This is a genomic window from Capillimicrobium parvum, assembly GCF_021172045.1.
Lineage (GTDB): Bacteria > Actinomycetota > Thermoleophilia > Solirubrobacterales > Solirubrobacteraceae > Capillimicrobium > Capillimicrobium parvum.
On sequence record NZ_CP087164.1, the window covers coordinates 3814275 to 3835186 of the forward strand.

The 20912-nt window shown below is 70.5% G+C and carries 20 protein-coding genes; 4 read left to right on the forward strand and 16 right to left on the reverse strand.

Translation table 11 applies throughout. The annotated features are described in order from the left end of the window. Positions 1-5 precede the first annotated feature (5 nt). The 8 genes from DSM104329_RS18590 to DSM104329_RS18625 all read right to left on the reverse strand — a co-directional run bounded on the left by DSM104329_RS18590 (position 6) and on the right by DSM104329_RS18625 (position 7280). Entirely contained in the window at positions 6-1175 is a 1170-nt protein-coding gene (locus tag DSM104329_RS18590; RefSeq protein ID WP_259311343.1) for a sugar ABC transporter substrate-binding protein, read from the reverse strand. A gap of 84 nt (positions 1176-1259) precedes the next feature. Continuing rightward, positions 1260-2270 carry an ABC transporter permease gene (locus tag DSM104329_RS18595; protein WP_259311344.1) on the reverse strand — a complete coding sequence of 337 codons (1011 nt, stop codon included), beginning with the start codon at positions 2268-2270 and terminating at the stop codon, positions 1260-1262. Then, positions 2267-2968 carry an isochorismatase family protein gene (locus DSM104329_RS18600; RefSeq protein ID WP_259311345.1) on the reverse strand — a complete coding sequence of 234 codons (702 nt, stop codon included), beginning with the start codon at positions 2966-2968 and terminating at the stop codon, positions 2267-2269. The genes DSM104329_RS18595 and DSM104329_RS18600 overlap by 4 nt, the downstream gene beginning before the upstream one ends. 43 nt (positions 2969-3011) lie before the next feature. Beyond that, the gene (locus DSM104329_RS18605) at positions 3012-3203 is read right to left on the reverse strand and encodes a tautomerase family protein (RefSeq protein WP_259311346.1); all 192 of its coding nucleotides are present in this window, start codon (positions 3201-3203) and stop codon (positions 3012-3014) included. Between the two features lie 15 nt (positions 3204-3218). Beyond that, on the reverse strand, positions 3219-4493 hold the full coding sequence (locus DSM104329_RS18610; RefSeq protein WP_259311347.1) for a cytochrome P450: 1275 nt from the start codon (positions 4491-4493) through the stop codon (positions 3219-3221). 49 nt (positions 4494-4542) lie between these two features. Beyond that, positions 4543-5325 (reverse strand): SDR family NAD(P)-dependent oxidoreductase, encoded by a 783-nt coding sequence (locus DSM104329_RS18615; RefSeq protein WP_259311348.1) that lies wholly within the window; start codon positions 5323-5325, stop codon positions 4543-4545. 6 nt (positions 5326-5331) lie between these two features. Then, on the reverse strand, positions 5332-6204 hold the full coding sequence (locus DSM104329_RS18620; RefSeq protein WP_259311349.1) for an alpha/beta fold hydrolase: 873 nt from the start codon (positions 6202-6204) through the stop codon (positions 5332-5334). Further along, entirely contained in the window at positions 6201-7280 is a 1080-nt protein-coding gene (locus tag DSM104329_RS18625) for a M29 family metallopeptidase (protein WP_259311350.1), read from the reverse strand. Before DSM104329_RS18625 ends, DSM104329_RS18620 begins: the two co-directional genes overlap by 4 nt. 312 nt (positions 7281-7592) lie before the next feature. On the opposite strand from DSM104329_RS18625, the gene DSM104329_RS18630 reads away from it, so the two are divergent. Continuing rightward, positions 7593-8267, forward strand: coding sequence for an isochorismatase family protein (locus DSM104329_RS18630; RefSeq protein ID WP_259311351.1), 675 nt, complete (start codon positions 7593-7595; stop codon positions 8265-8267). A 128-nt stretch (positions 8268-8395) separates the two neighbouring features. Here the strand turns inward: DSM104329_RS18630 and DSM104329_RS18635 are convergent, their stop codons facing one another. Beyond that, positions 8396-9553, reverse strand: coding sequence for a cobalamin-independent methionine synthase II family protein (locus DSM104329_RS18635; protein ID WP_259311352.1), 1158 nt, complete (start codon positions 9551-9553; stop codon positions 8396-8398). Further along, positions 9550-10683 carry a uroporphyrinogen decarboxylase/cobalamine-independent methonine synthase family protein gene (locus DSM104329_RS18640; RefSeq protein ID WP_259311353.1) on the reverse strand — a complete coding sequence of 378 codons (1134 nt, stop codon included), beginning with the start codon at positions 10681-10683 and terminating at the stop codon, positions 9550-9552. The genes DSM104329_RS18635 and DSM104329_RS18640 overlap by 4 nt, the downstream gene beginning before the upstream one ends. Positions 10684-10761: 78 nt before the next feature. Between DSM104329_RS18640 and DSM104329_RS18645 the strand changes: the two genes are divergently transcribed. After that, entirely contained in the window at positions 10762-11034 is a 273-nt protein-coding gene (locus DSM104329_RS18645) for a hypothetical protein (RefSeq protein ID WP_259311354.1), read from the forward strand. Between the two features lie 112 nt (positions 11035-11146). Here DSM104329_RS18645 and DSM104329_RS18650 read toward each other — a convergent pair whose 3' ends face one another. The 4 genes from DSM104329_RS18650 to DSM104329_RS18665 all read right to left on the reverse strand — a co-directional run bounded on the left by DSM104329_RS18650 (position 11147) and on the right by DSM104329_RS18665 (position 16139). Next, positions 11147-12280: a sugar ABC transporter substrate-binding protein gene (locus tag DSM104329_RS18650; protein ID WP_259311355.1), complete on the reverse strand. Its 1134-nt coding sequence runs from the start codon at positions 12278-12280 to the stop codon at positions 11147-11149. Between the two features lie 116 nt (positions 12281-12396). Further along, entirely contained in the window at positions 12397-13452 is a 1056-nt protein-coding gene (locus tag DSM104329_RS18655; RefSeq protein WP_259311356.1) for a sugar ABC transporter substrate-binding protein, read from the reverse strand. 88 nt (positions 13453-13540) lie between these two features. Then, positions 13541-14536, reverse strand: a complete 996-nt coding sequence (locus DSM104329_RS18660) for an ABC transporter permease (protein ID WP_259311357.1) — start codon at positions 14534-14536, stop codon at positions 13541-13543. An 85-nt stretch (positions 14537-14621) separates the two neighbouring features. Further along, positions 14622-16139, reverse strand: coding sequence for a sugar ABC transporter ATP-binding protein (locus tag DSM104329_RS18665; RefSeq protein ID WP_259311358.1), 1518 nt, complete (start codon positions 16137-16139; stop codon positions 14622-14624). A 142-nt stretch (positions 16140-16281) separates the two neighbouring features. On the opposite strand from DSM104329_RS18665, the gene DSM104329_RS18670 reads away from it, so the two are divergent. Continuing rightward, positions 16282-16845 carry a TetR/AcrR family transcriptional regulator gene (locus DSM104329_RS18670; protein WP_259311359.1) on the forward strand — a complete coding sequence of 188 codons (564 nt, stop codon included), beginning with the start codon at positions 16282-16284 and terminating at the stop codon, positions 16843-16845. Positions 16846-16885: 40 nt separating this feature from the next. On the opposite strand, the gene DSM104329_RS18675 is transcribed toward DSM104329_RS18670, so the two are convergent. Beyond that, positions 16886-17941 carry a sugar ABC transporter substrate-binding protein gene (locus DSM104329_RS18675; protein WP_259311360.1) on the reverse strand — a complete coding sequence of 352 codons (1056 nt, stop codon included), beginning with the start codon at positions 17939-17941 and terminating at the stop codon, positions 16886-16888. A 103-nt stretch (positions 17942-18044) separates the two neighbouring features. On the opposite strand from DSM104329_RS18675, the gene DSM104329_RS18680 reads away from it, so the two are divergent. Next, positions 18045-19607 (forward strand): 4-hydroxyphenylacetate 3-hydroxylase N-terminal domain-containing protein, encoded by a 1563-nt coding sequence (locus DSM104329_RS18680; protein ID WP_259311361.1) that lies wholly within the window; start codon positions 18045-18047, stop codon positions 19605-19607. A gap of 117 nt (positions 19608-19724) precedes the next feature. On the opposite strand, the gene DSM104329_RS18685 is transcribed toward DSM104329_RS18680, so the two are convergent. Beyond that, positions 19725-20912, reverse strand: a complete 1188-nt coding sequence (locus DSM104329_RS18685; protein ID WP_259311362.1) for a uroporphyrinogen decarboxylase/cobalamine-independent methonine synthase family protein — start codon at positions 20910-20912, stop codon at positions 19725-19727.

Sequence of the window (20912 nt, forward strand, 5' to 3'; positions counted from 1 at the left end):
CCCCATCAGTTCGGGAAGGAGTCGTCCAGCGGATGGGTGTTGCCCTGGAGGTCGCCGAGGATCTTCTCCGCCATCGGCTGGAACAGCGCCGACTGCGCGTCGGGCGAACCGGCCGCCTGCAGGTACTCGTCGATGTTCTGCTCGGTGACCGGATAGGTCCCCGTGTCGATCCAGCCTTCGGGCGCGGCTCCCTCGCCCCGTGCGGCCTTGGCCAGGAGGTCGATCGTGACGAAGCCGGCGATCCACGGCGCCGTGCTCACACCGCCCGTGACCTTGCCGCTCTTGATGGCCTGCAGCCCGGCCTCGGTCGGGTCGAGCAGGGCCACGGCGACGTCACCGGCCGAGCCCTTGTTCTTCAGGGTCACGATGCTCCCGGTGTCGGAGTCGCACGGGCCGAAGGCGATCACCGCGTCCGGGTTGTCCTGCACGACCGACGACCACGTCGACAGGTTCTTCGACGCGTCGGCCGGATCGGTCGTGAAGTTGACGATCTTCACGTTCGGCAGGCGCTGCTTCAGGACCTTCTCCGCGCCGGCGACGCGCTCGTCGAGGATCGGCGTGCCCTTCGCGCACTCGGACACCAGCGCCGTGCCCTTCGTGCTCGCGTCGAGCTTCGCCTTGTCGATCGCCAGAGTGATCGCTTCCTCGCCGCTCTTGGCGTCGCTGGCCCCCACGAACGTCCTGACCGGCGACGTCTGGCCGGGCGCGGCGGCCTGCTTGCACGAGAACGCGATCACGTTGTTGTCGGGAACCTCCGTCTCCATCCGCTTGAGCACCTTGCTCCACGCGGGCAGGACGCACGGGTTCACCGCGAACCCCTGGGGTCCGTCGACGAGCAGGTTCTCCGCCATCTGGACCTCCTTGACGCCGGTGGGCGCCTCGGCGGCCTGCAGCGCCAGCTTGATCGCCCCGTCATCCGCGACCGCCTTCTCGGCGCCGTGCTGTGCCGCGATGAAGTACGGGATCTGGAAGCTCATCACCATGGCCAGATTGACGTCCTTCTTCGCCGCCTCGGTCGTCGCCGCCGACGTGCCCGCCGCCGACGTGCTCGCCGCCGACGTCCCGGATGTGGCGGTCGAGTCGCCGCCCGAGCTCCCGCACCCGGCGATCAGGACGCCCGCCGTCAGCGCAGCGGCCAGTGGTCCGGCGATCCGGCGGACCGCGATGCTCCCCATGCTCCTCACCTCGTTACCTCTGTTGGTTGTTGTGCGAACCCACCGGCCGACCCATGGTCTGGACGCGGCGGATCCCTACGTCCGTCAGGTGCGCGCCGCCTGGCGGCGCAGCAGGCCGGCGATCCCCACCGCCACGAGGATCACGATGCCGGTGACGACGTCGCCCCAGAGCGGGTCGACCTTGAAGAAGACGAGCCCGCTGGTGATCGCGGCCACGATGAGCGCGCCGATCAGAGCCCCCGGGACCGATCCCGTGCCGCCGCTCAGCGACGTGCCGCCGATGATGGCCGCGGCGATGACGTTGAGCTCCAGTCCGCGGCCGATCGACGGATCGCCCGCCTCGAAGTACGCCAGGCTCAGCACGCCGGACAGAGCCGCGAGCAGCCCGGTCAGCATCAGCGCGTAGAGGCGCACCCGCCCGGACGGGATGCCGGAGAACCGCGCGGCCTCGCGATTGGAGCCGACCGCGCGGACCATGACGCCGAACCGGGTCTTCTGCATGACGAAGGTCAGCACGGCGCCGATGACGACCGCGAACCACCCGATCACCGGGATCCCCAGCCAGTCCCCGCCGAACGTCGTGAAGAACGACGAGTCGACCGGGAGCGTGGGCGTTGCCTCCCCGCCCGAGATGACGCTGACGAGGCCCCGGTAGAGGGAGAACGTCCCCAGCGTGACGATGATGACCGGGACCCTGAACGCGTTGGCCGCGACCCCGTTGAACGCCCCCATGGCCACCCCCGCCGCGAGAGCGATCACCGCGGCGAGGTACGGGTCGACGGAGCTGTCGCCCATCAGCTTCGCGGCGAGGTAGAAGCAGACCCCGTAGATCCCGCCGACCGAGAGGTCGATCTCCGTCATCGCCAGCAGGAACACGATCCCGAACGCGATGATGGCGACGACCGACGCCGTGCGGACGTTCGACATGATCACGGTGTCGGAGAAGAACCGCGAGTGCGTCACCCCGATCACGAGGACGATCGCCACGAGGCCCAGCAGCGGGCCCAGCTCCTGCAGGCGCACCGACCGGCGCCAGCGCCCATCCTGCGGCGCGCTCGGCGCCGCCACCTTCGCTGCGTCCGCGGTCGGGCTCACGACTCCCCCTGCGATCGAAGTGGCGCGATGGTCGCCGGCGCACCGGGAGCCTCCACCGCCTCCAGGTACGCGAGCGCCCGCTCGAGCGAGACGACGTCGCCGTACTTGACCTGGATGTCGTAGAGGCTGGCGAGGTGGGGCAGCTCGCGACGGTCCCCCACCGCCTCGCGAACGACGATGGGGCGGAAGCCGTGCGCGCTCGCGTCGACCGCGCACGCGCGCACGCAGCCGCTCGTCGTGAATCCGGCGATGAGCAGCGTGTCGACCCCCCGCCCGGTCAGCTCGGCCGCAAGGGTCGTCCCGAAGAACGGTGACGCGTGCTTCTTGATGATGAGCAGCTCGTCCGGCCGGCGCTCCAGGCGGGGGTCGAGCTCGACCTGCTCCGATCCCTCGACGAGCTGGAGATTGGCGGGGATCTTGTGGCGCCACACGCCGGTGTCCGCCAGCCCGGCGTCGTAGCGCACCGTCGCGAAGATGACGGGCAGCGCCCGCCGGCGGGCGACCGCGAGAAGCTCTCGGACGGCGGCGATCTGCGGTTCCGCATCGGCGCCGAGCGGGAAGCGCGGATCGACGAAACCGCGCTGCATGTCCACGACGATGATCGCCGGGCGCCGGCCGAAGCCCATCTCCGCGCCCATCCCGCGCTCGCGCAGCTCCGCCAGCATCGCCTCGTACTCCGTGGTCGCGCTCCAGCTCATGACCGGTCCCTCCGGGCCCGCTCGCACGGCGGCGCGGGCACCGTCAGACGCCGTGGGAGCTGAGCGGCGTGCCGCCGACCCCCCAGCGGCTCGACGGCACCGGCTCCAGCACCACCGAGACGGACTCGACGGGCACGGGCAGGTGCGTGAGCACCGCCGCCGTGATGTCGCGGATCAGCGCCTCCTCCGTGGCGTCGTCGGACTTCGCCGCGTAGCGCACGTGGACGAACGGCATGGGAGACCTCCTGCGTCAGCGGGACCATTCGATCCTCAGGCTCTTGAGCGTCTGGACGGTCATGGTCGGGACGTACTCGAGGCGCTGGTCGGGGACCGTCAGGCCGGGAAGATGGCCGTAGACCTCGCGCATCGCGACCTGGGCCTCGAGGCGGGCGAGCGGCGCGCCGAGGCAGAAGTGGCGGCCCTTGCCGAACGCGAGGTGATCGGTGGCGTTGGGCCGGTGGACGTCGAACCGCAGCGGGTCGTCGAACTTCGCGGGATCCGTGTTCGCCCCGGTCGTGTTGACGACGATGATCGACCCCCTCGGGATCTTGACGCCGCTCAGCTCCACGTCGCGCGTCGTGATCCGCAGGAGGTGCGGTCCGGTGGAGCGCCGCCGCAGCCCCTCCTCGACGACCCCCTCCCACAGCGACCCGTCGCGCTTGACCTCCTCGAGCTGGTCGGGATCGTGGTCGAGGAACTGGACGAGGTTGCCCATGAGGTTCGCGGTCGTGTCGTTGCCGGCCGCGACCAGCTCGATCAGATGGGTCTTGATGGTGTCGTCGTCCATGGTCCACTCGCCCTCGGGCGTGCGGCTGTTGGACAGGACGGTGAGGAAGTCCTCGCGCGGCGCGGCCCGGCGGTCGGCGACGACCTCGCCGAAGTAGTCCCACGCATCGGCGAGCCGCGTGTAGCGCTCCGTCGCCTCCGCCTCGCTCATCGGCCGCGTCGGGGCGTCCGGCTCGTCCGCCGCGCCGGCCGACATCAGGCTGAACATGTCCTCGGTCCATTGGCGCAGGCGCGGCATGTCCGACGGCGGCAGGCCGAGGACCTGCACGATCACCCGCAGCGACAGCGGGTAGGCGAACTCCTGCATGAAGTCGCAGTGGCCGCGGTCCGCGAACGCGTCGATGAGCTCGGTGGCGAACTCCCGGATCTTCGGCTCGAGCGCGGCGACGATGGGCCGCGTGAACCCGCGCTGGGACGCCTTGCGATCGCGAGTGTGCTGCGGCGGGTCGATGTTGATGTAGTTGACGTTCAGCGGGCGCTCGGGCAGGCGGTCGCGCAGCGCCGCGGGCACGGGTACCGCGCGCAGCGCACGCGACGAGAACGTCTTGGAGTCGGTGAAGACCCACTCGACGTCGTCGTAGCGGGTCACGAACCAACAGCCCAGCGGCTCGTACCAGAACACGGGCGAGTCCCTGTGCGCCCGGCCCAGCATCGGGTCCGGGTCCCGGCTGAAGTCCTGGGAGAACGGATCGAACCCATCGAGCTCCGGCCGCACCTGTGGGGAGGTCGTATCGGTCATCGTGGGTCTCGTCTCCTGGTCGGTGTCGATCGCTCGCCCGGCATCGCGGTCAGTGGAAGCTGTCGCCGCCGTCGACGTTCACGAGTTGGCCCGTCATGAACCCGTTGGCCGGGGCGACGAGGAACGCGACGCACTCCGCGATGTCCTCCGGCCGGCCCCGGCGCCGGATGAGCTGGCTGGGCACCACGAAGCCGAAGAGCTCGTCCGCCCGGGGTCCCAGGTCACGCAGACCCTCCGTGTCGATGAGGCCGGGCGCCACGGCGTTGACCGTGATGCCGTGCTCCGCGAGCTCGCGGGCGGAGCTCCGGGTGAGGCCGATCGCCGCCGCCTTCGACGCGACGTACGCGGGGCCGCCCACGCCGTTGAGGAAGACCGCCGAGGCGAAGTTGACGATCCGGCCGTAGCGCTGGTCGCGCATCGCCGGGAACACCGCCTTGGAGCACAGGAACGCGCTCTCGGTGTTGACGCGCATGATCCGGCGCCAGTCCTCGAGGGTCAGATCGACGAACGGCACGTGGGGATAGATCCCGGCGTTGTTGACGAGCGCGTCGATGCGGCCGAGCTCACCGCGCACCGCCTGCGCGGCCGCCGTCACCGCCGCCTCGTCGGTGACGTCCAGCGCGAACGCCTGCGCGTCCGCGCCGGCGCTGCGCAGCTCGGCCGCCGCCTGCTCGGCGCCGTCGCCGTCGAGGTCCCACACCACCACCCGCATGCCGTCGGCGGCGAGGCGCCGCGCGACCGCCCGCCCGATCCCGCGGGCGGCTCCGGTGACGATGCCGACCTGGCCCTGGAACGGCCGGGCGTAGGCGTCGTGTGCGGTCGTCGGCTGCATCGGCTCCTAGCCCTCGGCTCCGTCGACGCTCGCGAAGCGCTCGGAGGTGAACTGCCGCAGGGCGTCCAGGAAGCCCTCGAGGTTGGCGTGCGGGACGAGGTGCCCCGCGCCGGCCACGTCGACCACCGGGATGTCGGGCCGCAGCGCGCCCAGCTCCCGCGCGTCCTCCTCGGTGACGACGGCGCTCTCGGCGCCGCGGACGAGCACCGCCGGCGCCGTGATCTGCGCGTAGATCTCGTGGAAGTCCTCGTCGTGGAAGCCGCGGTGCGTCGCCTCGATGGCGCCGAGGTCGCAGCTGCGCAGCCACCGGATGCGGTCGATCACCGCGTCGTCGCTGACGAGGTTCGGCTCGAGCCGGCGGAACTCCGCGATCGAGGGCTCGGGGGCTTGGGCGATCTCGAAGAAGCCCTTGTACATGCCGAGGGGGTGGGGGTACGGCGCACGACCGGGTCCGCTCAGGGGCGGATCGACGAGGACGAGCCCGCCGGCGGCGCCCGGAGCCGCGAGGTCGAACGCCGCCGCGATGCGGGCCCCCATCGAGTGGCCGACGAGGATCGGCGCCTGCAGTCGCAGCCGCTCGACGACGCCCACGAGGTCCGCGGCGTAGTCGTCCAGCGAGAACCCGGACGCCGGATGATCGGTCAGGCCGCGGCCGCGCACGTCGACGACGAACGCGCGGACGCCGTCGGGCAGGGCGCGGCCCACGAAGTCCCAGGTGGCCGCTGCCGCCGTCATGCCCGGGATCAGCACGACGTCGATGCCGGCGTCGCCGTCGCCGTACTCGATGACGTGCTGCCAGATCCCGTTGGCGAGCACGAAGTGCGTTGCCTGCTCGGCACCGAACGGCGGCCGGGAGGGGACGTCGAACGTCGCGGTCATCGGTCCACCGCCGGCTCCGGGCCCCGCCCGGCGCGGGCGCCCTCGACCTTCAGCTCGGGCACGACGAACTCGCCGTCGACGAGCACCGGCACGTCGTCGAGGTGGATCGTGCAGTTGCGCATCGGGATGTCGATGTGCACCGGCGTGTCGTTCGTACCGCCGAGCTCCTGGTTCGGGCCCAACGCGAACATGACGTTGCCGTAGAAGGCGCGCGCCTCCTGGCCGTAGCCGGAGACGCTGTTGGCCTTGTGGCACCACCGGGCGTTCTCGTTGCAGCCCCAGCCGATGTGCGAGACCGCGTAGCCACGGTCGTCCTGGAAGCCGACGATGTAGTCGCGCAGGAGGTCGGCGTCGAGACCGCCCTGGAGGTCGACGACGCGCCCGGCGCGGATCTCGAACTCGATCGGCTCCTGCACGTAGCGCCCGAACGGCGCGACGATGATGTCGCCGCGATCGACGACGACCCGGCCGTCGACGCCGTCGTCGTTGCCACCGGTCAGGACGAACCCGGCGGGCCAGTGGTCCCACCGCCCGGGCACGTCCGTGTAGCCGTAGACGCCCATGACCGGGTACTGATCGAGGCGGTAGGTCACGTCGGATCCCGCCGCGTTCGTCATCCGCAGCGTCCTGGCCTTCTCGAGCATGCGCTCGCTGAGCTCGACCCGCCGGCGCTGGTCCTCCGTCGGGAACATGCTCGTGAGCGACGTGATCGGCTCGATGCACATGAGCATCCGTGCGCCGGCCTTGAGGATCTCGAGCTGCTCCTTGGACCAGAGCAGGAAGATCAGGTCGATGACGAGATCCGCGTCCTTGAGGGCGCGCATCGCCGAGTCGTTGCCCGTGAGCGGGTTGATCCCGACGGTCCACACGCCGCTGCCGCTGAGCGCCGACGACGTGTCGCCGAGCCGGATGTTGTACGCGGTCGCGCCGAGGCGCCGCGCCGCGGCGACGAACGCGTCGGCGTAGTCGAGGCGATCCTCGGCCTGTGAGAGGACCACCACCGTCTCGCCCGCCGCGACCTTGCAGAGCTCGAGCTCGCGCTGGCACATGTCCGAGAACTCGGCCCACCTGATCATGCGAGACCTCCTCTCGTCCGGCCGGCGTCGCACCGCTCCCGGGCAGCGGCTCGCGTTCGTCCTGTCGTCATGGGGCGACCTTAGGTGCGCCCTGACGACGTGTCAGTGATCCTTGTCCGTGATCGCGATCGGTGACCGAAGTCACAGCCTCGACGGTGTGACCTGGGTCACCGATCCGGATCACTGACAGGTCCTGGGGGTCCCCGTACGGTGCCGTGATGCATCGAGCGCGCACGTGACCGCCCGAGGGCGTGTCCCGGCCGGCGCGAGCCGTCCGTGCCCACCCCCGACGTTCATGAAGGAGACCCAACCGTGAGCCAGCACCTGCTCGACGCCGAGGCCGAGTTCGAGCGCCTGTGGCAGGTCTACCAGCAGCAGGGCATGGTCAAGCGAGCCGGGTTGGGCGGGCGTCCGGCGGTCCTGTCGGTCGATCTCGTGCGCGGGTTCACCGACCCCTCCGCGCCGATGGGCCTGCACGCGTTCGGGGACGTCGTCGCCCCGTCGCGGACCGTCCTGGACGCTGCGCGCCGCGCGGGAGCACCCGTGGTCCTCGTCGGGTCCGGCTACGACGCCGAGTTCCGCGAAGCCGGAAGCTGGGAGCGGAAGGTCACCCACGCCGGGCTGGTGCACGGCAGCGAGTGGGTCGAGTTCGACGAGGGCCTCGGCCAGATCCCCAGCGACCACGTCGTCGTCAAGCGCTACGCGTCGGGCTTCTTCGGCACGGATCTCGTCAGCCGGCTCGTCAGCCAGGGGGTCGACACCGTGCTGGTCACCGGCGCGGCCACCAGCGGGTGCGTTCGCGCGACGGCGGTCGATGCCCTGCAGCACGGCTTTCGCGTCGCCGTCGTGCAGGACGCCGTCGCGGACCGCGAACGTCTCCCCCATCTCGCGTCGCTGTTCGACCTCGGCACGAAGTACGCGGACCTGGTCACCGTCGAGGAGGCGGTCGCCCATCTCTCGGCGGTCGGGGCGGCCGCCCCGCACTAACCGGCCGGGGGTGCCGGCGAGCCGAGCGCGACCGCCTCATCGCAGACCCGGCCGTCGTCGCAGACGATCGTGAGTCGGACGGTCGCCGGGTCGTGGTCCGCCCGCATCCGCAGCAGCGCGCACACGACCTAACCACGCCCCCACACGCGGTCGGCGACCTCCACGACGACCTCGAGCTTGCGCCATTGGCTCTCCTCGGCGAGCTCGTTGCCCTCCCACGTCGACGCGAACCCGCACTGCGGAGAGATCGCCAGCTGCTCGACGGGCACGTAGCGCGCCGCCTCCTCGAGGCGGCGCTGGACGTCGTCGGCCGACTCGACCGTCGTCGACTTCGAGCTCACCACGCCCATCACCACGATCGGCCCGCCGGCGGGGACGTGGCGCAGCGTGTCGAAGTCGCCCTCGCGCGCGGTGTCGTCCCACTCGACGAGCAGCCGGTCGTAGCGCAGGTCGCCGAAGAGCTGCTCGGCGATCGGCTCCAGCGAGCCCTCCGTCATCCACATGGACCGGTAGTTGCCGCGGCAGACGTGCAGCGCGGTGGTCACGTCGGCGGGCAGGTCGGCGATGACCGCGTTGTCGACGGCGATGAGCTCGTCCATGAGCTCCCCGAGCGCGAGGCCCTCGGTGCCGGGCAGGTGGTCGCGCCACTTCGGGTCGATCGCCATGACGTACGCGGGCCAGTCCATCTGCACGTGGCGCACGCCGGCCGCGACGACCTCGGCGAGCAGCTCGCGCTGGATCGCGACGACCTCCTCGACGAACTCGCGCTGGCTGGAGTACGCGCCCTTGGCGAGGTCGACCGGCTCGCAGTACCAGTACGACGGCGCCGGGAACGTGACCTTCAGCGGGTGGTCGGTGAGCGTGCGCACGAAGCGCGCCTCGTCGAGCGCGGGGTTGGCGACCTTGCTGACGCGCTGCGCGCCGACGAGCGGCCCGCTCGGAGGGACCATCTCCTCGCCCTGCTCGTTGGTGAACGCGAACTCCACGTCTGAGTCCTCGAAGCCGCCGAGCGCGTCGACCAGCGAGTGGGTGAACGACGCGCGGCGCATCTCGCCGTCGGTGATGACGTCGAGCCCGATGTCGATCTGCCGGCGCACCACGTCGGCCACCGCCGTATCGGCCCGGCGCTCGAGCTCGGCCAGGCGCTCCAGGCCGGCCGCGTCGAGCAGCCGCGGCGACGGCGTCTTGTGCCCCGCGTAGACCTGCGGGAACATCGCGCGCAGCGCCGGCGGCCGCAGGAGGCTGCCGACCGTCTCGGCGCGGGGAACCGTCCGGGAGGCGCTCACCGCGGCCACACCCGGTCGGCCACCTCGACGACGAGCTCGAGCTTGCGCCACATGACCTCGCGGGCGTTCTCGTTGCCCTCGAAGAACGACGAGAATCCGCACTGCGGCGAGATCGCCAGCTGCTCGACGGGCAGGAAGCGCTGCGCCTCGTCCAGCTTGCGCAGCAGCTCGTCGGCGGTCTCGAGGCGCGACGACTGCGTCGAGACGAGCCCCATGACGACGACCTTGCCCTTCGGCACGAAGCGGATCGCGTCGAACCCGCCGGTGTGCGCCTCATCGTTCCACTCCATGAGGAAGCGGTCGTGCGGCAGCTCGTTGAACACGCGCTCGGCCACCGGGTCCAGCGCGCCGGTGACGATCGACTCCGACTTGAAGTTGCCGCGGCACATGTGGATGGCCGTCGTCACGTCGTCGGGGAGGCCGTCGAGCACCGCGGCGTCCGAGCGCAGTGCGTGGGCGAACGCCTTGTCCGATTCGCTGGAGACCATCTGCCCGGCGTTCGGGTCCACGAGCGTCGTGTAGATCGGATAGTCGAACTGGACGTAGTCCGCGCCGGCGGCGACCGTCTCGCGGACCATCTCGCGCTCGACGGCCACGACGTCGGCGATGAAGGCATACGCGTCGGGATAGACGTCTTCGGACCGTGCGTGGCCCTCCATGTGGTAGATCGACGGCGCCGGGATCGAGGCCTTCACCGGATGGTCGGTGAGCGTGCGCAGGTACTCCAGCTCGTCGGCCAGCGGGTTGCCCGTCTTCGTGATGCGGTCTGCGACGAACGGCTCCATCGCGAAGATCGGATCGTCGTCGGCGGGAAGCGACTCGAGCCCCTTGACGCCGTCGTAGAGCGAGTTCAGGAAGTAGCCGCGGCGCATCTCGCCGTCGCCGACCACGTCGAGGCCGATCTCGAGCTGGCGAGCGACCGCCTCCCGCGTCGCCTCCGCCGCCGCCGCGCGCAGCGCGTGCAGGCGCTCGTCGCGCTCCGGCGGCACGAGCGTCTCCTGGGCGCTGATGCCGTCGTAGACCTCGCGGAAGAGCTCCATCAGCCGCGGGGGCTTGAGCAGGCTGCCGACCATCTCGGCGCGCGGGACCTCGCGCGTCGTCCGGGCGGCCGTAAGGGGCGCCGTCGTCATGTGCCCATCATACGGACGCCTAATGTCGATATGCGGATTTCGGTAGCGTCCCTCGCACGCAACGCGAGGGAGGTCGGGATGTCTGACGTTGTGGAGAAGATGGCGGCGCATTTCGCACCGCCGGACCTGCGGGATCGGGTCGCCGCCGTGCTCGAGAAGGCGGGCAGGACGCCGCCGGACGCCACGGTCGAGGACCTGGCGGGCCTGGTCCAGTGGCAGGAGGAGACGATCGAGGGCCTCGACATCTTCCCGCTCGTCGGCGAGCAGACGCTCGCCATGGCCGAGAACAGCGTCAAGGACATGCAGGCCGGTTCGGTCGGGATCTTCGAGGCGGTGCTGTGCAGGCCGTGAGACGCCGGAAGCCGCCGCGACGGGCCCGCCGCAGCGGCGGCTTGTATCGCGGCCGCGGCCCGGCGCCCGAGCATGAGCCCGAGCGCCGGGAGAATAGGAGCGGGTCAGTCGATCAACCGGGGCGCTCGGCGCCCCACTCCGGCTTGAACTGCGACACCGTCGCCTTCGTGACCAACGACGGCGTGTCGATCTCGAGGGCGTTGACGGACTGAGGGTCGACCTTCTCGCCGTTGACCGCCTGGACCACCATCCGGCCGGCCGCCTCGCCGTGCTGCAGCGGCCAGTTGGCGACGGTTCCGAACATCGTCCCGTCGGCGATCGCCTTCGCGCCCAGGCGGCTGCCGCCGCTGCCGATCAGCTTGACCCGGCCGAGCTTGCCCGCCTGCTTGAGCGCCGGCACCACCGCGAGCGCCTGCGAGTCGGCCGCCGACACGAACACCTGCGCGTCCGGATGCGCGCTCAGCGCATCGGGGAAGGCCTTGGCGATCATGCTCGGGTCGTACTGGCCGACTACCGTCTGAACGACGTCGGCGCCGGGGACGTCCTTCTTCACGGTATCGATGACCTGGTTGGTGACCGGGTCGTCGGGCGTGGCCACCTCGCCGATGATCTTGCAGGGGTCCTGCCCCTTGCAGGCTTCGGCCGTGAGCCCCGCGATCTTCTTCGCGTTCTGCGAGGTCGGGAAGCCGACGACGCCGACGACGCCCTCGACCTGCGGGTCCATCCGCTCGGTCGACGTGCCGACCTGGATCTCGATGGTCACGACCGGGATCCCGGCCGCTTGGGCGGCCTTCACACACGGCACGCCGGTGGGGGCGGTGACCGGCGCGATCACGATGCCGTTGTAGCGACCGCTGGAGATCGCGTCCTGGCACTGCTGCGTCATCTTCTGCGGGTCGAAGTTCGCGTTGAACACCGTCACGCTGCCGCCGTCCGGCTCGACGGCCTTCTTGACGCCGTCGACCTCGACCGACACGTAGTCGTTCATGGCGTACGTCACGTACGCCACCTTCGCCGGCTTGCCGCCGGACGAGACGGTGGTCGAGGCTCCCGTGCTCGCGGCCGTGCCGCTCCCGGTCGCCGCCGACGTCGACGAGTCGCCGCCGCTCGAGCCGCACCCGGCGGCCGTCAGCGCGACGGCCCCCAGCATCGCGCCGAGCGCGAGCACCCTTGAACTCCTCATGGCCTCTCCCCTCCTCGCCTCCCGGTCCGGCCGACCACCGGACGGAGTACGAATATCGGACATACTTGTCCGCTAGACGATATCGGCGGCCCTCATGCAGCGCAACCGCGAACCGTCAGAACGATCGATGCCCGGGCAGCCTTGCCCGGGCATCGGTCACTGCAAGATGCGGCTGAGGCTCAACTGCTGGGACGCTCCGCGCCCCACTCGGCCTTGAACTGGTCCACGTTGTCCTTCGTCAGCAGCAGCGGCTGGTCGATCTCCAGGCCGTTGACGCCCTTCGGATCCACGGTCTCGCCGTTGACCGCCTGGGTCAGCATCTTGCCCGCGATCTCGCCCTGCTGCTCGGGCCAGTTGCCGATCGTGCCGAACAGCGTCCCGTCCGCGATCGCCTTGGCGCCGAGGCGGCTGCCGCCGTTGCCCACCAGCTTGATCTTGCCGAGCTTGCCCGCCTGCTTGAGCGCCGGGACGACCGCCAGCGCCTGCGAGTCCGCCGCCGACACGAAGACCTGCGCGTCCGGATGGGCGCTCAGCGCGTCCGGGAACGCCTTCGCGATCACGCTCGGGTCGTACTGCCCCGAGATCGTCTGCACGACGTCCGCGTTGGGCACGTCCTTCTTGACCGCGTCGATCGCGGCGTTGGTCAGCGGATCGTTCGGCGTCGCGACCTCCGCGATGATCTTGCACGGATCCAGGCCCTTGCACGCCTGGGTCGTGATCCCCGCGACGGCCTTCGCGTTCGCCGACACCGGGATCGTCACCACGCCCACGACGCCGTCGACCTGCGGGTTGATGTCCTCTGTGGACTTGCCCGTCTGCGTCTCGATCGTCGCCACCGGGATGCCCTCCGCCTTCGCGGCCGTCACGCACGGCACGCCCGTCGGCGGCGTGACCGTGGCGAGCAGGATCGCGTTGTAGCGCCCGCTGCTCACGGCGTCCTGGCACTGCTGCGTGAGCTTCTGCGGATCGAAGTTCGCGTTGAACACCGTCACGCTGCCGCCGCCGGGGCCGACCACGCTCTTGACGCCCTGCTTCTCGGCCTCGACGTAGTCGGTCAGCGCGTACGTCAGGTAGGCGACGTTCACCGGCTCGCCCCCGGACGAGCCCGTGCTCGCCGCGGTCGAGCCGGTGGACGGCGTCGAGGTCGTCGAGCTGCCGTCGTCCGAGCCGCAGCCGGCGGCGAGCGCCGCCGCGGCGATCACCGCCGCGAGCCCGAGCGCGCGTGGGTACCTCATGGTCGTTCCCCCTCGATGGTTCTGGTGTGCAGGCGAGCGTCAGGGCCGCCCGTCCAAAGGCCCGTCCCGTAACGAGCCACTTGGTGGATCAGGCTCGGCGGCGCGTCCAGGCGTCGGCGCCCACGGCGACGAGGATGATCGTGCCGCTGACGATCTGCTGGTACAGCGGGTCGACGCCGAGCAGGTTGAAGCCGTTGGAGATGACGGCGAGGATGGCCACCCCGACCATCGTGCGCCAGATGGCGCCTTCGCCGCCGAAGACGCTGTTGCCGCCGATGAGGATCGCGGCGAGCGCGTCGAAGATGATGTTCGCCCCGGTCGTGGCGCTGACCGACAGGCTGCGCGCGGCGACGATGAGGCCGGCCGCCGCGGCGACGCCGCCCGACAGCACGTAGGTGAGCGTCTTGATCCGCGCCACGGGCAGGCCCGAGAGGCGCGCCGCCGCGGGGTTGCCGCCCAGGCCGAAGACGGCGCGGCCGAAGACGGTCCAGTTCAACAGGAAGCCGCAACCGAGCGCGACGGCGACGAGGATCCAGCTCGAGAGGTGGAACCCGAGCACGTCGGTGTTCGCAACGTTGGCGAACGACGGGTCGTTGACGAGCACCAGTCCCGAGCCGCTGATCGCCACCGCCATGCCGCCGTAGGCGATCATCGTGCCGAGCGTCGCGACGAAGTCGTTGATGCGCCCCACCGTGCAGAGCAGTCCGTTGACGAGACCCAGGCCGCAGCCGACGAGGACGCCCACGACGATGCCAACGAGCGGGCTCGCGTCGTTGCTGGTCTTCACGCCGATGATGGCGGACACCGCGAAGATCGCCCCGGCCGACAGGTCGAAGCCGCCGGCGATGATGACGATCGTGCCGGCCACCGCGATCAGCCCGGTGGCGACGGCGCCGTCCAACACGTTCTTCAGGTTGTTGACCGTCATGAACGTGTCCGTGCTGATCCAGAGGGCGATGATCAGCGCGACGAGGAAGACGACGATGCCGTAGTCGCGCAGGTTGGAGAGCTGCAGCGCCGGGTGGCGCCGGGCGGCGGTCGCCGCGTCCGGCGTGGCAGGCGTCGCCGAGGTGGCGTCGGTCATCCCTGGTGTCCCATGTAGTTCGTTATTCGGACTGACTTGTTCGGAACATTATCAGCGGACCTCGGACGGCGCAAAGCCGAGGCGTTCACGCGGCGACCTCGGTGCCGAAGGCGGCGGCCAGGACGGTCTCCTCATCGGCCTCGTCGTGGGGCAACTCCGCGACGAGGCGGCCGCGGCGCATGACGAGCACGCGGTGGGCCAGGCCGAGCACCTCCTCGAGCTCGCTCGAGACGACCAGCAGGGCCATGCCCTCGGCCGCGAGCGACACGATGAGGTCGTAGAGCGCGCGCTTGGCGCCGACGTCGACGCCGCGGGTCGGCTCGTCGATGAGCATCACGCGCGGGTTGCCCATCAGGCACTTGGCGAAGAGCACCTTCTGCTGGTTGCCGCCCGACAGGCTCCAGATCGGCGCATCGGCCCCGCTGGTGCGTACGTCGAGATCGGCCATCAGCTTCGCGACCGCGGCCTTCTCGCGGTCGCGGCGCATGAGCCCGCCCGAGCTGACGTCGTCCAGATGCGAGATCACCGTGTTGTCGGCCACCGAGCGCACCATCACGAGCCCGTCGTCCTTGCGACTCTCGGGCAGCAGCACGAGCCCGTTGGCGATCGACCTGCGCGGCGACCGCGAGCGAACACGCTTGCCGTCGAGCAGGACTTCGCCCGACGAGACCCGGTCGGCGCCGAACACCGCCCGCAGCACCTCGGACCGGCCGCTGCCGATCAACCCGGCCATCCCCACGATCTCCCCCGGCCGCAGCGTGAAGCTCACGTCCTCGAACCGGCCCGGCGCGCACAGATCACGCACCTCCAGCACCGGCTCCGCCGATTGATCGCACAGCTTGCGCTCCGGGAAGTTCAGCTCCAGCGACCGCCCCAGCATCCCTCGTACCAGCGACGCCTCGGTCTCCTGCGCCGACGGCTTCGTGCTCACGTGCAGCCCGTCGCGCATGACGGTCACCGTGTCGGAGACCTGCAGCACCTCCTGCAGGAAGTGCGAGATGTACAGGATCGTCGTCCCGCCGTCGCGCAGCCCCCAGATGATCTCGTAGAGCTGCTCGGCCTCGACCTGCGTCAACGGCGCCGTCGGCTCGTCCATGATGATCAGGTCCGCGTCGCGCGCGATCGCCCGCAGGATCTCGACCTTCTGCTGCTCGGCGACCCGCAGCGCCCCGACCGGCACGTCACGCGGCAGCCCGAACCCGGTGCGGTCGATGAGCTCCTTGAAGCGCGCCCGCTGCGCGCGCAGGTTCAGCACCCCGCCGCGCCGCGACTCCACCCCCAGGAACACGTTGTCCATCACCGACCGAGCCGGCACCATCGCCAGCTCCTGATCGATCATCGCGATCCCCGCCGCCAGCGCCTGGCGCGGCGAATGGAAGTGCACCGGCTCGCCGTTGACCAGCAGCTCGCCCGCGCTCGGCGTGATCACCCCGGCGATCATCTTGCTCACCGTCGACTTGCCCGCGCCGTTCTCGCCCACGATCGCATGCACCGACCCGCGGGCGATCGACAGGCTCACATCACGAACCGCCTGCACGCCGCCGTAGTTCTTCGATACGCCGCGCAGCTCGACGTGTGTCCGATCCGCCGCGTCGCCGCTCATCGCCAGGTCCTTTCCCCTCTCTCCGACCGCCGCGCCGCGCGGCAGTTGCAGGATGCTACCGGAATCGAACACGGTACAACGATATTCGACCACCGGTCGGCGGACCGCCGTCCGCGTGAGACCGGGCTACCGTCTCCGGGCGATGGAGCAGACCGCCGGCCCGCGCCGCCGCCGCTACGACCCCGCCCGCCGCGAGCGCATCGCCGCCGCCGCGATCCGGGTCATAGCACGCGACGGCATCGACGGCCTGACGCACCGCGCCGTGGCGAAGGAGGCCGACGTGCCGCTCGGCTCCACGAGCTACCACTTCGGCGACATGGACGAGCTGCTGCGCAGCGCGGTGGAGCTCGCCGAGGCGCTGAACCGCGACGTGTTGACCGAGATCCTCGAGCGCCTCGAGCCTGAGCGCGACCTCGCCGCCGCGATGGCGGGGCTGGTCGAGGAGCTCACGGTGCGCCAGCGCGAGCAGCTGATGCTCGACTACGAGCTGTTCCTGGCGGCGCGTCGGCGCCCGAACCTGCGCGAGGCCGCGCGCCGCTGGGTGGACGACGGCCGTGCGCTCGTCCGCCGCTTCACGGCCGACGACATCACCGCGGACACCGTCTCCCAGGTGTTCGAGGGGCTGCTCGTCCACGCCGTCGTGCTCGGCGAGCCACTCGAGGCGGCGCGAGTCGAGCCGCTCTTCCGGCGCGCGCTGGCCGGTTGACCGCCGCGAGGGGACGGCGGTCAACCGGGCCGCTTCTCGCCTACTCGGAGCGCTCGGCGCCCCACTCGGGCGTGAAGTCCTTCACGCTCTCCTTGGTGATGTAGAGCGGCGTGTCGAGCTTCAGCGCGTCGACCGAGCTCGGATCGATCGTCTCGCCGTTGACCGCCTCGTCGGCCATCTTGCCGGCCGTCTCGCCCATCTGGGCGGGGTAGTTGCCGGCGGTGCCGAATAGCGTGCCGTCGGCGACGGCCTTCGCGCCGAGCCGGCTGCCTCCGTTACCGATCAGCTTGACCTTGCCCAGCTTGCCCGCCTGCTTGAGCGCGGGCATGACGGCCAGCGCCTGCGAGTCCGACGCGGAGAGGAAGACGTTCGCGTCGGGGTGGGCGCTCAGCGCATCCGGGAACGCCTTGGCGATGACGCTCGGGTCGTACATGCCGGCGAGCTTCTGGACGATGTCGACGTTCGGCAGCTTCTCCTGCACCATCTTCGGGACCTGGTTGGTGAAGTAGTCGCTCGGTGTCGCGACCTCCACGATGACCTTGCACGGGTCCAGGCCCTCGCACGCCTGCTTGGTGATCTCCGTCATCGCCTCGGCGTTTCCGACCGGCCCGATCAGCACCGAGCCGACCACGCCCTCGACCTGCGGCTTGATGTCGTTCGGGTCCTTGCCCACGACGCCTTCGATGTTGACGACGGGGATGTTCGCGGCCTTGGCCGCCGCCACACAGGGAATCCCCGTCGCGGGATCCACCGGAGCCAGGACGATCACGTTGTAGCGTCCGCTCTGGACCGCGTCCTGGCACTGCTTGATCTGCTTCTGCGGGTCGAACCCGGCGTTGAAGATCGTCGCGCTGCCGCCGCCTGACTCCGCGGCCTTCTTGACTCCGCCGAGCTCGGCCTGGATGAAGTCGTTGTCGGAGTAGCTGATGTAGGCGACCTTCGCCGCCTTGCCGCCGCCGCCCGTCGTCGCGGCGCCGGTCGCCACGCCGCCGGTGCTGCCGGTCGAGCCGCCGTCGTCGCTCGATCCGCAGCCGACGCCGACGGCGGCGATCGCCAGCGCCGCCCCGATCGCCAGCAGATGTCCCGTCCGTGTCATCCGTCCCACCCCTCCATATAGTTCGTTTTTCGGTCTGCGGTGTTCGTGGTACGGTACCAACGCTATGGACGGGTGTCCATAGGACTACTCACGGAGAGGATCGATGACCGAGTTGCACGAAGCCGCCGCCGCCACCACCGAGCGCCATCTGCCCTTCACCGGCGACGAGTACCTCGAGAGCCTGCGCGACGGCCGCGAGATCTGGATCTACGGCGAGCGCGTCGACGACGTCACCACGCATCCCGCGTTTCGCAACTCCGCCCGGTCGATCGCACGCCTCTACGACGCAATGCACGACCCGCAGCACCGCGACCGCCTGACCGCCCCCACCGACACCGGCAACGGCGGCTTCACCCACCCGCTGTTCAAGGCGGCGCGCACGAAGGACGACCTGCGCGCGTCGCGCGACGCGGTGCGCGTGTGGGCGGAGCTGACGTTCGGCTGGATGGGCCGGAGCCCCGACTACAAGGCGGCGATGCTGGGCGCGCTGGGCGGCGACCCGGAGTGGTATGGCGAGTACGCGGGCAACGCGCGCCGCTGGTACCGCGAGGGCCAGGAGAAGGTCCTGTACCTGGGACACGCGATCGTCCCCCCGCCGGTCGACCGCGACCTGCCGCCCGACGACATCGCGGACGTCTACGTGCACGTCGAGGACGAGACCGACAACGGCCTGATCGTCAGCGGCGCCAAGGTCGTCGCGACGGGCTCGCCGCTCACGCACCAGGTGTTCATCTCGCACTTCGGCGTTCCGCTGCGCAAGAAGGCGTACGCGCTCGTCTTCCTGGCGCCGACGAACGCGCCCGGCGTGAAGTTCCTCTCGCGCGCGTCCTACGAGCTGGCCGCCGGCCGCGCGGCGAGCCCGTTCGACTACCCGCTCTCCAGCCGCCTCGACGAGAACGACTCGATCATCGTCTTCGACCGCGCGCAGATCCCGTGGGAGAACGTCCTCGTCTACGACGTCGACAAGTCGAACTCGTACGACGCCGAGTCCGGCTGGATCGGGCGCGCGCTGCTGCAGGCGGCGACGCGCATGACCGTCAAGCTCGAGTTCCTGTCGGGCCTGATGGCCAAGGCGCTCGACATCAAGGGCGGCGGCGACAGCCGGCAGCTGCAGGCTGCGTTCGGCGAGATCATCGTCTGCCGCAACGCGGTCGCGGCGATGGTCGACGGAATGATCGAGAGCCCGCAGCCGCAGCACGGCGGCGACGCACTGCTGCCCAACGAGTCCTATGGCACCGCGTACGCGGCGATGGCGCCGGTGATGTACCGGCGCGTCAAGGAGATCATCCAGTCGACGGTCTCCTCGGGCCTCATCTACCTGAACTCCAGCGCGGTCGACTTCGACCAGCCGGAGATGCGCCGCCACATGGACCGCTTCATGCGCGGCACCGGCGGCATCACCGCCGAGGAGCGCTCGAAGACGATGAAGCTCTTCTGGGACGCGATCGGCAGCGAGTTCGGCGGCCGCCACGAGCTCTACGAGCTCAACTACTTCGGGCCCCCGGAGCTCAACCACCTCGGCATGATGGAGATCGCCAAGCACGACGGCTCGATCGAGCAGTGGCGCGGCCTCGTCGACCGCTGCATGGCCGACTACGACCGCAGCGGCTGGACCGCGCCCGATCTCATCAACCCGACGGACATCTCCGCGGTTCGCCGCGGCTGAGAGCGGCTGCGCGCCGCGGTCGGCATCCGCGGCGCGCGACTAGCGATCTCACCCGGCAGCACGAGCAGCGGCGCGCCGGCACCGGCCCGGCGCACGCGGGTCTCGAGCCCGCCGGCGTCAGCGGCCCCAGACGCGGTCGGCCACGCGGCCGATCAGCTCGAGCTTGCGCCACTGGGCATCCTCGGCGCTGACGAGGTGGTCGCCGTAGATGCTGGCGAACCCGCACTGCGGACAGATCGCCAGCTGCTCGATCGACAGATGCTCGGCGGCCGCCTCGATGCGACGCACGATCTCGTCCTCGTCCTCGAGCTCCGGCGTCTTGGTGGAGACGACGCCCATCGCCATGATCCGGTCCTTGGGCACGTGCTTGATCGGGGAGTAGTCGCCCTCGCGGCCGATGTCCTCCCACTCGAACAGGAACCGCTCGTGCGGCAGCTCGGTGAAGATGCGCTCGGCGATCGGGGCCAGCGAGCCACTCCAGAAGCCGCCCTCGAAGTTGCCGCGGCACAGGTGCAGCGCGACGGTGACGTCGTCGGGGATGCCCTTCGCCACCGCGGCGTCGGCGGCCAGCGCCTTGTCGAGCAGCGTCTGCTCGGTCTCCCCTTCACCGCGGGCAAGCTCGATCATCGAGCCGAGGCTGCTGGTCGACTCGGCGACCAGCGCCGGGTAGAGCGGGAAGTCGAACTGGATCCAGCGCGCGCCGGCGGCGATCGTCTCGTCGACGAGGCGCCTGGTGATCGCGACCACGTCCTCGAGCAACGCCGCGTGCGTCGAGTACGCACCGCCGCCCAGCTCGATGAAGTCCGTCAGGAAGTACGAGGGCGCGGGCAGCGTGATCTTGAACGGGAAGCCGCCCGCGACCGAGCGCATGAACGCGGCCTCCTCGGCGGCGGGCGCGTACGCCTTGCGGATGCGATCGGCGAACACCGGCTCGCCGAAGTTCTCGTAGACATCGCCCTGCTCGTTCTCGGCGATCAACCGGCTCCCGGGCTGCGCGAGCCCGTCGACGGAGTCGTAGAAGCTGCCGATGAACGTGCTGCGCCGCAGCTCGCCGTCGGTGACGACGTCGAGGCCGGCGTCGATCTGGCGCTGCACCGCCGCACGCGAGGCCGCGTCGGCGAGCCGGTTGAGCTCGGCGATGCGCTCCGCGCGGGTGTCGAGCACGAGCGGCCGGACGTACGTGTTGGATCCCTCGAAGATCTTGTCGATCTGCGCGGTGATCTGCGGGTTGCGCAGCAGGCTGCCGACGGGCTCGGCGCGCGCGACGGTACGTGCCGTGCGGGCGGCGGGGGCGGTGGTGCTCAT